We start from the raw sequence: 14,876 nt of genomic DNA, 5'->3' as shown, positions 1-14,876 counted from the left end.
CGAGTCGACGCTGTCGGCCCTATGATGCTGCCATTACACGCACGGCCCCGACCTCGGGGCCCGCAAGCCAGCACGCTGGTGGGGGTGGTTCGCCCCGCACCTGCAGTACCGACGTACCCGGGCGAACAGGAGGTGGAACGCCGTGCAGGGATTGATCCTGCAATTGACCCGCGCGGGGTTCCTGCTGCTGCTCTGGTTGTTCGTCTGGGCCGTTCTGCGGACCTTGCGCAGCGATATCTACGCGGCATCCGGCATACGGATCCAGCCCAGGCCCGCGCGCGGTGCGCGCGGATCGCTGGGACTGCCATCCTTGCGCCGAGGCCAGAAGGGCGCCAAATATCTTGTGGTGACTCATGGTTCACTCGCCGGTACTCGAATCACCCTCGGCACACAGCCGGTTCTCATCGGCCGGGCCGACGATTCGACGCTGGTTCTCACCGACGACTACGCCTCGACCAGGCACGCGCGACTCTCTCAGCGTGGTGACGACTGGTACGTGGAGGACCTCGGCTCCACCAACGGCACATATCTCGACCGCGCGAAAGTCACCACCGCCGTCCGTGTTCCGCTCGGCACTCCGGTGCGAGTCGGCAAAACAGTGATCGAGCTGCGATCGTGACACTTGTTCTGCGCTACACCGCGCGAAGCGACCGCGGACTCGTCCGGGGCAACAACGAGGATTCGGTCTACGCGGGCGCACGCCTGCTAGCCCTCGCCGACGGCATGGGTGGCCACGCCGCCGGTGAAGTCGCCTCCCAGTTGATGATCGCCGCGCTGGCGCACCTCGACGACGACGAGCCCGGCCAGGACATCCTGGGCAAGCTCGACCGCGCCACCCGCTCCGGCAACGCCGCCATCGCCGACCACGTCGAAGCCGAACCCGAACTCGACGGCATGGGCACCACGCTCACCGCCATCCTGTTCGCGGGCGGCAAGCTCGGCTTGGTGCACATCGGCGACTCGCGCGCCTATCTGCTGCGCGACGGCGAACTCGCCCAGATCACCCGCGACGACACCTTCGTGCAGTCGCTGGTCGACGAGGGCCGGATCACCGCCGAGCAGGCGCACACCCATCCGCAGCGCTCGCTGATCATGCGCGCCCTCACCGGCAACGAGATCGAGCCGACGCTGATCATGCGCGAGGCCCGCGCCGGTGACCGCTATCTGCTCTGCTCCGACGGCCTCTCCGACGTGGTGAGCGACGAGACCATCGGCAACACCATGCGCGAGGGCAACACCGACGAATGCGCCGACCGGCTCATCGAGCTGGCCCTGCGCAGCGGCGGGCCCGACAACGTCACCGTGGTCGTCGCCGATGTGATCGACCTCGACTACGGCCAGAGCCATCCGATCGTCGCCGGCGCCGCCTCCACCGAGGAGGAGGAAGACGCGCCACCGCCGAACACCGCCGCGGGCCGCGCGGCCGCCATGCGTCCGCCGCGCGCGCAGCCGCGTCGCGCCGCCGCACCCGCCCCGCCGCCGGAGACCAAGTCGCACAAGCTGCGCTGGGTACTGCTGTCGATGGCGTTGATCGCCGCGGTCACCGTGGGACTCGTGGTGGGCTACAAGATGATCCGCAGCAACTACTACGTCGGTTCCGACGATGATCGGGTCGTCGTGATGCGGGGCCTGCCCGGCTCCATCCTGGGCTACTCGATCCACGACGTGGAGCTCACCGGCTGTGTCAACAGCAAGGGCGAGCTCACCCTCGTCGGCGCGGGCCAGACCGCACCGAGCGGGTGCAAGAAGCTGATGGTCAGCGATCTGCGCCAAACCGGACGCGAACAGGTACAGAAGGGCCTGCCGCCGGACTCGCTGGACAAGGCGCGCGACAGCATGAAGGTGCTGGCGCAGAAGGAACTCCTGCCGCCCTGCCCGAAGAAGGAATCGGTACCGCAGCCCGGCGTGCTGCCCCCCGAGGAACCGCCGGTGATCCCCGGTGACCAACCGACCCCCGGTCCCGATCAGCCCGCGACGCCGACCACCACCCCGCCGCCGCCCACGACGGCCACCCCGACCACCACCCCGCAGATCTCAGGGGAGAACTGCCGGGTGACGGACTGATGTCCGCACCGGCACCGCCGTCAGCTGGGGCATTCCCCAGCCCCCCTGGCGGCTTCGCGCCAGCGCCACCACCCTCGACGCGACGCAACTCGGAGTTGCTGCTGCTCGCGGGGGCGGCGGGGATCACGACGGTGTCGTTGTTCATCGTCGAGGCGAGCCAGGAACAGTCCATCACCTGGGACATCGCCAAGTACGGCGCGGCGTTCCTCGCGCTGTTCGGGATCGCGCACCTGGCCGTGCGCCGGTTCGCGCCGTTCGCCGACCCGCTGCTGCTACCGATCGTCGCGCTGCTCAACGGGCTCGGGCTCGTGCTGATCCACCGGCTCGATCTCGCGGACGCGCAGAAGGCCGTGTACGACTCGAGCCCGATCCCGTCCCCCGACGCCAACCAGCAGATCATGTGGACCGGCCTGGGCATCGTGGTGTTCATCAGCCTGCTCATCGTCTTGCGGGACTACCGCACGCTGGCGCGCTACACCTACACAGTAGGCCTGATCGGCCTGATCGCGCTGGCGATTCCGGCACTGTTGCCGAGCCGGTTCTCCGAAGTGAACGGCGCCAAGATCTGGATCCGGCTGCCCGGATTCAGTGTGCAGCCGGGCGAATTCGCGAAGATCCTGCTGATCGTGTTCTTCGCCGGGGTGCTGGTGGCCAAGCGCGACCTGTTCACCGCGGCGGGCAAGCACTTCCTCGGCATGGATTTCCCGCGCCCGCGCGATATGGGCCCGGTCCTGATCGTGTGGATCGTCTGCATCGGCGTGCTGGTCCTGGAGAAGGACCTCGGCACCTCGCTGCTCATCTTCGGCACGGTGCTGGTGATGATCTACATCGCCACCGAGCGGGTGGGCTGGCTGATCATCGGCAGCGCACTGCTCGCGCTCGGCTTCGTGTTCGCCTATCAGCTGTTCGGGCACGTGCGGGTGCGGGTCGACACCTGGCTGCACCCGTTCGACGACTACCACAACACCGGCTATCAGATCTCGCAGTCGCTGTTCGGCCTGGCCACCGGCGGGCTCGCCGGAACCGGCCTTGGCAGTGGACGGCCCAGCCAGGTGCCCTTCGCCAAGACCGACTTCATCGTCACCACCATCGGCGAGGAACTCGGTCTGGTCGGGCTCACCGCCGTGCTGATGCTGTTCCTGATCCTCATCATGCGCGGGCTGCGGACCGCGCTCGCGGTGCGTGACAGCTTCGGCAAGCTGCTCGCGGCCGGCCTCTCGTTCACCATCGCGATCCAGATCTTCGTGGTGGTCGGCGGTGTCACCAAGCTGATCCCGCTCACCGGCCTGACCACGCCGTTCATGTCCTACGGCGGTTCCTCGCTGCTGGCGAACTACGCGCTGCTCGCGCTGTTGATCAAGATCTCCGATGCCGCTCGCGCTCCCGCGCCCGTGCGCAAGCGGCCCCCGGCACCGATCGCCGAAGCGGCCACCGAGATGGTTCGCCGGCCGGAAGGCGGGGCGACCGCATGAACACTCCGCTACGCCGCGTCGCCGTCGCCGTCATGGTGATGGTGGTCGCGCTCCTGATGAACGCCACCTACGTGCAGGTGATCAAAGCCGACGACCTGCGCAACGATCCGCGCAACTCACGCGTGCTGCTCGACGAGTACTCGCGCCAGCGCGGCCAGATCTCCGCGGGCGGCACGGTACTCGCCGGGTCGGTCTCCACCGACGACCGGTACAAGTACCTGCGTCAGTACCCGAGCACGCCGCCGGCGTTTGCCCCGGTCACCGGCTTCTACTCCATGCAGTACGGCAAGACCGGGCTGGAACTGGCCGAGGACCCGCTGCTGTCGGGCAACGACTCGAGCCTGTTCGGGCGCAGGCTCATCGACATGTTCTCCGGGCGTGATCCGCGCGGAGCCAACGTCCTCACCACGCTGAACCCGATGATGCAGCAGGTCGCCTACGAGCAGATGACCTCGAAGGGCTACACCGGCGCGGTCGTCGCGATCGAGCCGAGCACCGGCAAGATCCTGACCATGGTCTCCACACCCAGCTATGACCCCAACGAGCTGTCGGGTCACGACGGCGCGGCGGGCCGGGCGGCGTGGGAGCGGTTGAGCACCGATCCGAGTCAGCCGATGCTCAACCGCGCTGTCTCGCAGACCTACCCGCCGGGCTCCACGTTCAAGACCGTGGTCACCGCCGCCGCGCTGTCCAACGGCGTGGCCGGACCCGATGACCAGTTCACCGCGGCGCCCAACATCACCCTGCCCGGTACCAGCACCACGTTGGAGAACTACAACGGCAGCACCTGCGGTGACCAGCCGACCGCGAGCCTCTACGAGGCATTCCGCCGGTCCTGCAACACCGCGTTCGTCGAACTCGGCGTGCAGGTCGGCGCGACCAAGCTCAAGGACGAGGCCGCGGCCTTCGGCATCGGCCCGCACCGTGGCGTGCCGATCCCGGTCGCCGAGTCGACCGTCGGGCCGATCCCCGACAACGCCGCTCTCGGCCAGTCCAGCATCGGCCAGCGCGATGTCGCGGTGACCCCGCTCGACATCGCGGTGATCGCGGCGACCATCGCCAACGGCGGGACCAGGATGCAGCCGTACCTGGTCGACCAGACCCAGGCACCCGATCTGTCCGAACTGAGCCAGACCGACCCGGTCTCGATCGGACAGGCAGTCAGCCCCCAGGTAGCGTCGACGCTGACAAATCTGATGGTCGCCTCGGAAGCCAACACAGCCGGTGGTGGCCGGACGCCGTACCAGATCGCGTCCAAGACCGGCACCGCCGAACACGGCAGCAATCCCCGCAACACCCCGCCGCACGCGTGGTACATGGCCTTCGCGCCCGCGCAGAACCCGAAGATCGCCATCGCGGTGATCGTCGAGAACGGCGGCGACCGGTCACTGGCGGCCACCGGAGGCTCGGTGGCCGCTCCGATCGCCAGGTCGGTACTGGACGCGGGCCTGGCAGGGGGCTGAACGAAATGAGTGTGCGAGTGACAACACGGGGGCCCCGATGCTGAACAACGGCGCCATGATCGCTGACCGCTACCGCCTGCAACGGCTCATCGCCACCGGTGGCATGGGTCAGGTGTGGGAAGCGATGGACACCCGGCTCGACCGCCGGGTGGCGGTCAAGGTCCTCAAGACCGAGTTCTCCGCCGACCCGACGTTCCGGCAGCGATTCCGGACCGAGGCACGCACCACCGCGCAGCTCAACCACTCCGGGATCGCGGGCATCTACGACTACGGCGAGACCACCGATCCCTCCGGGGGCGAGACCGCCTACCTGGTGATGGAGCTCGTGCAGGGCGAGCCGCTCAACGCGGTGCTCAACCGGATGGGCAGGCTCTCGGTCATCCAGGGTCTGGACATGCTCGAGCAGACCGGGCGCGCACTCGAAGTCGCGCACCTCGCGGGCGTGGTGCACCGGGACGTGAAACCGGGCAACATCCTCGTCACCCCGACCGGCCAGGTGAAGATCACCGACTTCGGCATCGCCAAGGCCGTCGACGCCTCCCCGGTCACCAAGACCGGCATGGTGATGGGCACCGCCCAGTACATCGCGCCCGAGCAGGCCGTCGGCGAGGACGCCACCGCCGCCAGCGACGTGTACTCCCTCGGCATCGTCGGCTACGAGGCCCTGGCCGGGGTGCGCCCGTTCACCGGCGACGGCGCGATCACCGTCGCGATGAAGCACGTGCGCGACGCCCCGCCGCCGATGCCCGCCGATCTGCCCGCCAACGTGCACGAGCTGATCGCGATCACGATGGCCAAGGACCCGACCCAGCGCTACAGCAGCGGCGGCGAGTTCGCCGACGCCGTGGCCGCGGTGCGCGCCGGGCACATGCCGCCGGTGCCCGCCGGTGGCGTCTCGCCGTCGATGACCGGGGCGACCAGGGTGCTTCCGCCCGGCCCCACCATGGCCATCCCCGCCGCCGCAGGCGCCGAATACGACGGTGCGACCATGCGTTTCGGCAGCCAGGGTGGCCCGCCCGTCGGCGGCTACAGCGGCCCGGCCACCCAGGCCGCCGCACCCGCGGCGGGCGCGGCCGACCCGAGCAAGAGCAATCAGAAGTGGTGGCTCATCGCCCTCGGCGCGGGCGCGGTCTTGCTCGGTGGCGTGGCGCTGTGGGTGCTGTTCGGCGGTGAGCCGAACCGCGGTTCGACAACGACAACCACCACGGTGCAGACCACCACCACCCCGCCGCCGCCGGTGACCACCACCGTGCCGCTGCCGCCGCCGGTCGTCGTGCCCGAGGAGACCACGACGCAACCGCCGCAACCGACGACGACCACCGAGGAACCGACCACCACCGAACCGCCGGTGACCACGACCGAGCCGCCGACCACGACAACCCAGCCCGATCCGACGACGACAACCAAGACGACGAGCTCGCCGCCGACCACGACCACCGAGCCCGTGGTGGCGACCACCACCGTGCGTAACCGCCCCCAGCTGCCCAGCTTCGACTTACCGTTTCCCGACGGTGACAGCGACAGCGCCGTAGGCCCGACCCTCACCGTCGACAACAACCCACCGTCACAAGGACAGCCATGACCACCCCGAAGAATCTCTCCTCGCGGTACGAGCTGGGCGAGATCATCGGGTTCGGCGGCATGTCGGAGGTGCACAAAGCCCGCGATGTCCGCCTCTCGCGCGATGTCGCGATCAAGGTGCTGCGCGCCGATCTGGCGCGCGACCCCACGTTCTACCTGCGCTTCAAGCGCGAGGCGCAGAACGCGGCGGCGCTGAACCATCCGGCGATCGTGGCTGTTTACGACACCGGCGAGGCCACCGTCGACGGCGGCCCGCTGCCCTACATCGTGATGGAGTACGTCGAGGGCGACACCCTGCGCGACATCGTGCGCGGCAAGGGCCCGCTCGCCCCGCGCAAGGCGATGGAGGTCGTCGCCGACGTGTGCGCCGCGCTCGATTTCAGCCACAAGGCCGGGATCGTGCACCGCGACATGAAGCCGGCCAACATCATGATCAACCGCGCCGGCGCGGTGAAGGTGATGGACTTCGGCATCGCGCGCGCGATCGCCGACAGCGCCAACCCGATGACCCAGACCGCCGCGGTGATCGGCACCGCCCAGTACCTCTCGCCCGAGCAGGCGCGCGGCGAGAGTGTCGACGCGCGCTCGGACGTGTACTCGGTGGGCTGCGTGCTGTTCGAGATCCTCACCGGGCAGCCGCCGTTCACCGGTGACTCGCCGGTCGCGGTCGCCTATCAGCACGTCAAGGAAGACCCGCCGCTGCCGTCGTCGGTCAATCCCGGCGTGCCGCGCGAGCTCGACTCGGTGATCCTCAAGGCGATGGCCAAGAACCCGGCCAACCGGTACCAGACGGCCGCGGAGATGCGCGCCGATCTGATCCGGGTGCTCGGCGGGCAGAAGCCGAGCGCGCCGATGGTGATGAACGACGAGGACCGCACCACCATCATGGATTACGACGACGAGCCCGCGCCGCGCTCGTTCCGTGATCGCAGCGACGACACCGCCGAGCAGGCCGCCGCCGCGCCGCCGGAGGAATCCCGCAACCGGACCGGCCTGATCGCGCTCGGCGTCGCCGCCGCGGTCGCGGTCGCGTTCGGCATGTTCTGGGTTCTGGTCGGTCCGGGCAGCAAGGCCGACCAGGTGGCCGTGCCCGATCTGTCCGGCACGCCGGCCCAGCAGGCGCAGAGCGAACTGCAGGCGGCCGGGTTCAATGTGGCCGTGCAGCAGAAGCCGGACGGCAAGGTGGCGATCGGCAATGTCATCGCGACCCAGCCGTTGGGCGGTTCGCGCATCGACGAGGGCAGCACCGTCACCCTGCAGGTCTCGACCGGGCCCGCACAGGTACAGGTGCCCCGGCTGCTCGGTCTCACCCAGGCCGAGGCGGAGCAGAAGCTGAATTCGATCGGGCTGCAACTGGACCCGAACGTGGAGCGCAAGGCGTCGAGCACGGCCGAGACCGACAAGGTGACCGGGCAGGAACCGTCCGGCGGTGTGCGCGTCGACATCGACCAGCCGATCGTGGTCACCATCGGCTCGGGGCCCGAGCAGGTGCCCGTCCCGTTCGTCGTCGGGCAGGACATCTCGGTTGCTGAGCCGAATCTGGTAGGCAGCTCGGGGTTCGAGATCAATGTCGAGGAGGTCAAGTCGACCGCGCCTCGAGGGCAGGTGATCGCCACCGATCCGGCTGGTGGTACCAGAGTCGACAAGGGATCGACGATCACCGTGCAGGTTTCCTCTGGCGACCGGATCACTATGCCGGACCTGACCGGACTCACTCCAGCCCAGGCCCAAGATCAGCTGCGGGAACTCGGCTGGACCGGCCAGCTCAGCCAGACTTCTGTCCTCACCCTCGACGGCTCGACTGTCGGCAAGATCGTCGGTCAAAGTCCGTTGCCCAATTCTTCGACCACGATGACGAGCAACATCGTCATTCGGGTGGGCGCTTCGCTCGGAGGGTAGGGCGCTCTGGTGGCGTGCCATCAGCGTGATGCTCGCGCGACAGTCGTGAGCGGGCGAGGTCTCGATTGCGTGGAGAACCCGTCTGACGCGCCGCGGCGGGCGCAGAATGGGGCTGCTTCATCCCATCCAGCAACGCTGAACGAGGAGGCAGTCCATGACCACAGCCAGGGACATCATGAAACCGGGCGCGCAGTGGATCACCCGTGGCGACACTGTGGCAACCGCGGCGACGGCGATGGCCGAACTCGGTGTCGGCTCGCTCGTCGTCGCCGATGACGATGAGCGCATGTGCGGCATCATCACCGATCGCGACATCGTGGTGAAGTGCATCGCGCTCGGCCTGTCCCCGGAGACGACGACCGCGGCGCAGCTGTGCGAGTCGACCCCGCGCTGGGTCAGCGCCGACGCCGATGTGGAAGACGTGCTCGACCAGATGGAGAGTCACCGGATCAAGCGGATGCCGGTGATCGAGAACAAGCGGCTGGTCGGCATGATCAGCGAGGCCGATCTGGCCAGGCATCTCGACGACAATCAGCTCGGCGAGTTCGTCACCGCCATCTACGGGCGGCCCTGACCACTCAGCTCAGATCGAGGTGGGTGTTCATCGACATGGCCTCGGTGGCCAGCTCGGTCAACTCCACCACTCGAACGCCGTGCGTGCGGAGTGTGTCCACACCCTCACACGCGGCGACGAACAGGCTCGGCTCGCGCCAGGCGATGACCACCGTGGGGATGCCCGCCGCCACGATGCGGTCGGCACACGGTGGTCGGTTCGCCGTGGCGCGGGTCGAGCACGGTTCGAGCGTGCTGTAGATCGTCGCCCTGGTCAGTCGCGGGTCGTCCGGGTCGAGCTTGTTCAGCGCCGATTCCTCCGCGTGCACCTTCTCGTCGGTCTCGCGGGAGTAGCCGGTGGCGATCTCCACCCCATCGGCGACGATCACCGCGCCGACCGAAAAGGCCGTGGCGCTGGGAGGGCACTTCCGGGCGAGTTCGATCGCCCTGTGCATGAACCGCTCGTCGGTGCTGGCGGTACTACCTGCGCTCACGGAATTCCCCTGGTGGTCGGGAGTTATCCACAGCTGTCGCCGGATGTGGATTTGGTCATGTTCAGGTGTGCAAGGATTCGCCGGACAACCTGTGGACAGTGGTATTTTCCCAGGTAGATCACCTGATTTCAGTAACAGTCACACGTAGTTTTCGGGCTCGGTCGACCGGTCGACCAGGTAGTTCAGCACAGCGACATCCCCAAGTTGTTCCACACCCGCCAGCCGCAGCCGACGTTGTGCACCGCCGGGGAATCGCGCGGGGGCGACGAAGCGCGGGGCGGCCGGGTCGCCGACCAGGATCGGAGCGATCGCGAGCCGGATCTCGTCGACCAGATCCGCCGCGAGGAAGCCGGTGTGCATCCCGGTGCCGCCCTCGACCATCAAGCGCTCGACGCCGCGCGCCCCGAGATCGTCGAGCAGCGCGGGCAGGGCGAGGCGCGAGCCGAGGACGACGACCTCGGCCGAACTGTCGAGGCGGCCCCGCAGCCGGGCCGCGCCCGACTCGGAGGTGTAGACGAGTTTGCCGCCGCCGGTGTGCCAGAAGCGCAGCTCGGGATCGAGCTCGCCGGAATCGGTGACAGTCACCTTCACCGGATACTCCGGCTTGCCCGCCGCCCCCCGCGCAGCCCGGCGCTCGGCGCTGTTCACCAGCAGCCGGGGGTTGTCGGTGCGCAAGGTCTGCGCGCCGACCAGGATGGCATCGGAGTCGGCGCGCACCTGGTCGACCCGGTCGAGGTCGGCGCTGTTGGACAGCAGCAGCCGCTGTGTGCTCGCGTCGTCGATGTAGCCGTCGAGGCTGGCCGCCACCGAGAGCAGGACCCGGGGGCGGGCGGTCACGACGTCACCAGCGCGGCGACCTCCGCCTCGAGCGCCGACACCAGGGCCTCCGACGGGCGTTCGCCGCACACCTCGAGCCAGTTGGCCAGCATCCGGTGCCCGCCTTGGGTGAGCACCGACTCCGGGTGGAACTGCACACCGTGGATGGGCAGGCTGCGGTGGCGCATGGCCATCACGATGCCGCTGTCGGTGTGCCCGACCACTTCCAGCTCCGCGGGCATGGTCTCGGGGACCACGGTGAGCGAGTGGTAGCGGGTCGCGGTGAACGGATCGGGCAGTCCGGCCAACACACCGGAGCCGATGTGGAACACCGAGCTGGTCTTGCCGTGCAGCAGTTCCGGCGCCTTGGCCACGGTGCCGCCGAAGGCCTCGCCGATCGCCTGGTGGCCCAGGCACACCCCGAGCAGCGGTGTGCCGTGCTTCGCGGCCGCGTGTACCAGCGGGATACTCGCCCCGGCCCGGTCGGGACTGCCGGGGCCGGGGCTGACCAGAACGCCGTCGAAGGCGCCGCCGGCGTCGCCGCGGGTGAGCAGGGCGTCGAGATCGGCGAGTCGCTGGTCGTCGTTGCGCCAGACCACGGCCTCGGCACCAAGCTGGCCGAGGTACTGCACCAGGTTGAACACGAAGCTGTCGTAGTTGTCGACGACCAATACACGCATGCACCGAGAGTACGTGGCGAGCATGTGGGTCGTCGCATCCATTGCCTGGTGGGATAGCCTAGAAGTACCTGTACGCCGAATTCGAGGACGTCATGCCCAAGTCCAAGGTCCGCAAGAAGGCCGACTACACCCCGAGCCCCGCCAGCCGCACCCCGGTGAAGGTGAAGGCGGGCCCGTCGCCGGTCTGGTACGTCGCGATCATGCTTGGCTTCATGCTCGCCGGTCTCCTCTGGTTGATCGTCTATTACCTGGCTGCCGAGCAGATCAGCTGGATGAACGACCTGAACGCCTGGAACTTCCTGATCGGCTTCGGCCTGATGGTCATCGGCCTGATCATGACCATGCGATGGCGCTGACCGCGCGCCGCACACCGGATTACACCGGTGTTATTCATGCACACCTGTGGATGAACCTGTGGACAACTCGAGGACCAACGGGGGACGAAGCCGCGTGAACGCTGGGGAATCCGACGGCGCCACCTCGTGGACGACGCCCGTCTCAGCTCTCGTCGCGGTGACCGGCGGCGGATTCGTGCTGGTCGTGGCCGCGATCCTCGCCCAGGACGGGCCGAGCAGGCTACTCGTCGGCCTCGCAGCGTTCGCTGTGCTCGCGATGGCCGTGCTCGGTGTCCGCCAGCGCCCCCGGCTGACGATGGTTCCCGAACCCGCGCCGCGCCTGGTGATCGGCACACTCACTGGCCCGAAGGAGTATCCACTCGATCGGATCGACCGGATCAGGATGGTTTCCTACCGTCGTCTCGGCCGTAAGAGCGCGATGCTCGAGGTCGACGTGCAGCACGGCGACAGCGAGCGCCTGCTGATCTTCGGTCGCTGGGATCTCGGTACCAACCCACACGATGTGTACGACGCGCTGGTCGTCAACGGATTCGCCTCGGTCACCGACGGCTGAACCGAAAGCCAACGTTTCACGTGAAGCAATGAACTCCCCGCCGCGAAGTCTCGCGGCGGGGAGTTCTCGTCCTGCGGCCGATCAGGCGAGGGTGATCGAGGAGATGACGACCGGCTCGGTCGGCCGATCGTTGCGATCGGTCTTCACCAAGGCGATCGCGTCGATCACCTTGCGTGAATCGGGGTCGACCACCTCGCCGAAGATCGTGTGCTTGCGATTCAGATGAGGCTGCGCGCCGACGGTGACGAAGAACTGCGAGCCGTTGGTGCCCGGTCCGGCATTGGCCATCGCGAGCAGGTAGCCACGATCGAAGCGCAGTTCCGGGTGGAATTCGTCGCCGAACTCGTAGCCGGGACCGCCACGCCCGGTCCCGGTGGGATCGCCGCCCTGGATCATGAACCCCGGGATCACCCGGTGGAAGACGGCGCCGTCATAGAACGGGCCTGCGTCCGTGCCGCCGGCATTGGCGGTGGTGTAGGGCGCACTGCCGTCGGCGAGGCCGACGAAGTTGCGCACCGTCTTGGGCGCGTGGTTACCGAAGAGCGCGATCTTGATATCGCCGTGGTTGGTGTGCAGCGTCGCCACGGCCGTCTGGTTGGGTGAGGTCACGCGGGTTATGGTGCCACAATGAAGCTTCGTAACCCGCTCATCGCCTCGCTGGCGATCGCAGGCGCAGGCGCCATCGCCTACCTGGCCCGCAGCAAACGCCCCCAGTTGCCCGAACCGGCCGCGGCGCCGCCGCGCCTCGGCTACTCCCGCAACGGCTCGGCGCCGGTCCCGTCCACGGAGACCGGCGCCCGCTGAACCTCTAGCGGCTCACCGTCCTGCGGTACTGGCGCTGCGCCAGCGGCACGAACACGACCAGGATGACGACGACCCAGATCAACGTCATCGCCGCCGGGTTCTGCAGCGACCAGGCCGTGGGCTCGGGCGCGTTCGGATCGGTGTTACCGAACAGGTTGCGCGTGGCCTGTGTGACCGCCGAGACCGGGTTCCACTCGGCGAAGATGCGCAGCGGAGTCGGCAGGTCCTGGATCGGCACAAAGGTGTTGGCCAGGAAGGTGAGTGGGAAGATCACCATGAAACTGGCGTTGTTGAACACCTCGGGGCTGCGGACCAGCAGGCCGACCACCGCCATGATCCAGGAGACCGCGTAGGCGAACAGCAGCATCAGCACGTAGGCGAGGACCGCGTCGAGGAACGATCCACGGATCCGCCAACCGACGATCAGCCCGGTCACCGACATCACCACGAGGCTGACCACGTTGATCACCACGTCGCTGACCGTGCGCCCGACCAGCACCGCCGAGGGTGCCATCGGTAGCGACCGGAACCGGTCGATGATGCCCTTCTGCATGTCCTCGGCCAGACCGGCGCCGGTGAACGAGGCACCGAACACCACGGTCTGCACGAAGATGCCGACGATCAGGAACTCGCGGTAGCCGCCCTCGACACCGGGGACCTGGATCACCGAGCCGAACAGGTAGGCGAACAGCAGCACGAACATGATCGGCGACATGGTCGAGAAGATCAGGACGTCGGGTACCCGTTTGATCTTGATGACGTTGCGCTTGGCGATGGTGACGCTGTCGGTGGCGACCATCTGCAGCCGTTCCCCCAACCCGGGGCGGTGGATCTCGGCGGTGTCGACGATGGCGCTCATCGAGACTGTCCTTCCTTGGCGAGCTCGGCATCTCCGTTGACGAGTTCTTCGGCCTCGTGCCCGGTGAGGGTGAGGAAGACATCGTCGAGCGAGGGTCTGCGCAACGCGACGTCGTTGATCTTCACTTTGTGTTCGGTGAGCCGTCCGATCGCGGTGACCAGATCCTGGGAGCCATCGGCCACCGGGACGACGAGCCTGCGCAGCGCCGGTTCGACGTGGATCTCGCCGTCGGCCAGCCCGCCGAGCACCTGTTGGGCGGTGGCGAGCTCGTCGACATCGGCGACGGTGAGTTCGATCCGGTCGCCGCCCACGAGGGTCTTGAGTTCGTCGGCGGTGCCGCGGGCGATCACCTTGCCGTGGTCGATCACGCCGATGGCGTCGGCGAGCCGGTCGGCCTCGTCCATGTACTGGGTGGTGAGCAGCAGGGTGGTGCCGCCGGCGACGAGTTCCTCGATGACGTCCCACAGGTCGAGCCGGGCCCGCGGGTCCAGACCGGTCGTCGGTTCGTCGAGGAACAGCACCGGCGGATTGGCCACCAGCGCGCCCGCGAGATCGAGGCGCCGGCGCATACCGCCGGAGTAGCCCTTCACCGGACGGTCGGCGGCATCGGCGAGGCGGAACCGTTCGAGTAGTTCGCGCGCGCGTTCCTTGCTCCGTTTGATGCCCAGGTGATAGAGCCTGCCGACCATTTCGAGGTTCTCGAACCCGGTGAGGTATTCGTCGACGGCGGAGTACTGACCGGACGCGCCGATCCGTGAGCGCAGTGTTTGCGGGTCGTTGAGCACATCGACCCCCGCGACGGTGGCCCGTCCCTCATCGGGGACGAGCAGGGTGGTGAGTACGCGGACTGTGGTGGTCTTGCCCGCGCCGTTGGGCCCGAGCAAGGCGGTGACGGTGCCTTCGGGAACCGACAGATCGAGTCCGTCGAGGGCGGTCACCCGTCCGTACCGCTTGACCAGCCCCTCGGCGACGATTGCGTCGGGCATGATTCTCCTGATGTCGTAGTTCGAACGAACACTGTTGCCCCAGTATTGCGGCACCCACCGACAAGTCGCATCCCCATTTCGGCGGCTTCGATCGGTCGGATGTACAGACGTGTTCGACATGCCGAGCGTCGCGACACGCGACGAATCGGACTGATTCTCCGACTGTGACCGCGAACGCAAGACCCTGTTCTTCGGGCAACGGCTCCGCGTGAACCAGAACATGTTCATCGGTATTTGCTCGGAAAGTGTTGCGTAACAGCTGATTCCGAATGCCGTAAGACAACCGTCGGGCGCGCT

At 67.8% G+C, this 14,876-nt stretch carries 16 protein-coding genes; 10 read left to right on the top strand and 6 right to left on the bottom strand.

The window, feature by feature from the left end; genetic code table 11:
- Nucleotides 1-142 precede the first annotated feature (142 nt).
- From BOX37_RS00135 to BOX37_RS00105, 7 genes are all read left to right on the top strand, one after another.
- Nucleotides 143-619, top strand: a complete 477-nt coding sequence (locus BOX37_RS00135) for an FHA domain-containing protein FhaB/FipA (RefSeq protein ID WP_071925671.1) — start codon at nt 143-145, stop codon at nt 617-619.
- Complete coding sequence (locus BOX37_RS00130; RefSeq protein ID WP_071925670.1) at nt 616-2,064, top strand: PP2C family protein-serine/threonine phosphatase; 1,449 nt, start codon at nt 616-618, stop codon at nt 2,062-2,064. The genes BOX37_RS00135 and BOX37_RS00130 overlap by 4 nt, the downstream gene beginning before the upstream one ends.
- Complete coding sequence (locus BOX37_RS00125) at nt 2,064-3,536, top strand: FtsW/RodA/SpoVE family cell cycle protein (RefSeq protein WP_071925669.1); 1,473 nt, start codon at nt 2,064-2,066, stop codon at nt 3,534-3,536. The genes BOX37_RS00130 and BOX37_RS00125 overlap by 1 nt, the downstream gene beginning before the upstream one ends.
- Nucleotides 3,533-4,999: a peptidoglycan D,D-transpeptidase FtsI family protein gene (locus BOX37_RS00120; protein WP_071925668.1), complete on the top strand. Its 1,467-nt coding sequence runs from the start codon at nt 3,533-3,535 to the stop codon at nt 4,997-4,999. The genes BOX37_RS00125 and BOX37_RS00120 overlap by 4 nt, the downstream gene beginning before the upstream one ends.
- Nucleotides 5,000-5,036: 37 nt before the next feature.
- Nucleotides 5,037-6,581, top strand: a complete 1,545-nt coding sequence (locus BOX37_RS00115; protein WP_071925667.1) for a protein kinase domain-containing protein — start codon at nt 5,037-5,039, stop codon at nt 6,579-6,581.
- A complete protein-coding gene (gene pknB / locus BOX37_RS00110; RefSeq protein WP_071925666.1) occupies nt 6,578-8,479 on the top strand; it encodes a Stk1 family PASTA domain-containing Ser/Thr kinase in 1,902 nt (633 codons plus the stop codon). The genes BOX37_RS00115 and pknB overlap by 4 nt, the downstream gene beginning before the upstream one ends.
- Nucleotides 8,480-8,633: 154 nt before the next feature.
- Entirely contained in the window at nt 8,634-9,053 is a 420-nt protein-coding gene (locus BOX37_RS00105) for a CBS domain-containing protein (RefSeq protein ID WP_071925665.1), read from the top strand.
- 4 nt (nt 9,054-9,057) lie between these two features.
- Here BOX37_RS00105 and BOX37_RS00100 read toward each other — a convergent pair whose 3' ends face one another.
- The 3 genes from BOX37_RS00100 to BOX37_RS00090 all read right to left on the bottom strand — a co-directional run bounded on the left by BOX37_RS00100 (nt 9,058) and on the right by BOX37_RS00090 (nt 11,021).
- Nucleotides 9,058-9,525 carry a deaminase gene (locus BOX37_RS00100; protein ID WP_071925664.1) on the bottom strand — a complete coding sequence of 156 codons (468 nt, stop codon included), beginning with the start codon at nt 9,523-9,525 and terminating at the stop codon, nt 9,058-9,060.
- 138 nt (nt 9,526-9,663) lie between these two features.
- Nucleotides 9,664-10,362, bottom strand: a complete 699-nt coding sequence (locus BOX37_RS00095) for a RibD family protein (RefSeq protein ID WP_071925663.1) — start codon at nt 10,360-10,362, stop codon at nt 9,664-9,666.
- Nucleotides 10,359-11,021 (bottom strand): aminodeoxychorismate/anthranilate synthase component II, encoded by a 663-nt coding sequence (locus tag BOX37_RS00090; protein WP_071931047.1) that lies wholly within the window; start codon nt 11,019-11,021, stop codon nt 10,359-10,361. The genes BOX37_RS00095 and BOX37_RS00090 overlap by 4 nt, the downstream gene beginning before the upstream one ends.
- A 92-nt stretch (nt 11,022-11,113) precedes the next feature.
- Between BOX37_RS00090 and crgA the strand changes: the two genes are divergently transcribed.
- Entirely contained in the window at nt 11,114-11,377 is a 264-nt protein-coding gene (crgA, locus tag BOX37_RS00085; RefSeq protein WP_071925662.1) for a cell division protein CrgA, read from the top strand.
- 94 nt (nt 11,378-11,471) lie between these two features.
- On the top strand, nt 11,472-11,930 hold the full coding sequence (locus BOX37_RS00080; protein WP_071925661.1) for a PH domain-containing protein: 459 nt from the start codon (nt 11,472-11,474) through the stop codon (nt 11,928-11,930).
- Nucleotides 11,931-12,011: 81 nt separating this feature from the next.
- On the opposite strand, the gene BOX37_RS00075 is transcribed toward BOX37_RS00080, so the two are convergent.
- Nucleotides 12,012-12,539 carry a peptidylprolyl isomerase gene (locus BOX37_RS00075; protein WP_071925660.1) on the bottom strand — a complete coding sequence of 176 codons (528 nt, stop codon included), beginning with the start codon at nt 12,537-12,539 and terminating at the stop codon, nt 12,012-12,014.
- Nucleotides 12,540-12,557: 18 nt separating this feature from the next.
- Here BOX37_RS00075 and BOX37_RS34575 point away from each other — a divergent pair, with 18 nt between their 5' ends.
- A complete protein-coding gene (locus BOX37_RS34575) occupies nt 12,558-12,734 on the top strand; it encodes a hypothetical protein (RefSeq protein WP_167659879.1) in 177 nt (58 codons plus the stop codon).
- Between the two features lie 4 nt (nt 12,735-12,738).
- Here the strand turns inward: BOX37_RS34575 and BOX37_RS00070 are convergent, their stop codons facing one another.
- Nucleotides 12,739-13,533 carry an ABC transporter permease gene (locus BOX37_RS00070; protein WP_437126425.1) on the bottom strand — a complete coding sequence of 265 codons (795 nt, stop codon included), beginning with the start codon at nt 13,531-13,533 and terminating at the stop codon, nt 12,739-12,741.
- A 56-nt stretch (nt 13,534-13,589) separates the two neighbouring features.
- Nucleotides 13,590-14,579 (bottom strand): ATP-binding cassette domain-containing protein, encoded by a 990-nt coding sequence (locus BOX37_RS00065; RefSeq protein WP_071931046.1) that lies wholly within the window; start codon nt 14,577-14,579, stop codon nt 13,590-13,592.
- Nucleotides 14,580-14,876 lie beyond the last annotated feature (297 nt).

It is taken from the genome of Nocardia mangyaensis, assembly GCF_001886715.1.
Classification (GTDB): domain Bacteria; phylum Actinomycetota; class Actinomycetes; order Mycobacteriales; family Mycobacteriaceae; genus Nocardia; species Nocardia mangyaensis.
The sequence above is the reverse complement of the archived record's forward strand: the minus strand, read 5'-3'. Positions and strand labels throughout refer to the sequence as shown.

What these genes read in the sequence shown, in the direction of transcription:
- BOX37_RS00125 (WP_071925669.1), top strand. Translation starts at nt 2,064, where the DNA reads ATGTCCGCACCGGCACCGCCGTCAGCTGGGGCATTCCCCAGCCCCCCT.
- BOX37_RS00120 (WP_071925668.1), top strand. Translation starts at nt 3,533, where the DNA reads ATGAACACTCCGCTACGCCGCGTCGCCGTCGCCGTCATGGTGATGGTG.
- BOX37_RS00115 (WP_071925667.1), top strand. Translation starts at nt 5,037, where the DNA reads ATGCTGAACAACGGCGCCATGATCGCTGACCGCTACCGCCTGCAACGG.
- pknB (WP_071925666.1), top strand. Translation starts at nt 6,578, where the DNA reads ATGACCACCCCGAAGAATCTCTCCTCGCGGTACGAGCTGGGCGAGATC.
- BOX37_RS00105 (WP_071925665.1), top strand. Translation starts at nt 8,634, where the DNA reads ATGACCACAGCCAGGGACATCATGAAACCGGGCGCGCAGTGGATCACC.
- BOX37_RS00090 (WP_071931047.1), bottom strand. Translation starts at nt 11,021, where the DNA reads ATGCGTGTATTGGTCGTCGACAACTACGACAGCTTCGTGTTCAACCTG.
- crgA (WP_071925662.1), top strand. Translation starts at nt 11,114, where the DNA reads ATGCCCAAGTCCAAGGTCCGCAAGAAGGCCGACTACACCCCGAGCCCC.
- BOX37_RS34575 (WP_167659879.1), top strand. Translation starts at nt 12,558, where the DNA reads ATGAAGCTTCGTAACCCGCTCATCGCCTCGCTGGCGATCGCAGGCGCA.
- BOX37_RS00070 (WP_437126425.1), bottom strand. Translation starts at nt 13,533, where the DNA reads ATGGTCGCCACCGACAGCGTCACCATCGCCAAGCGCAACGTCATCAAG.
- BOX37_RS00065 (WP_071931046.1), bottom strand. Translation starts at nt 14,579, where the DNA reads ATGCCCGACGCAATCGTCGCCGAGGGGCTGGTCAAGCGGTACGGACGG.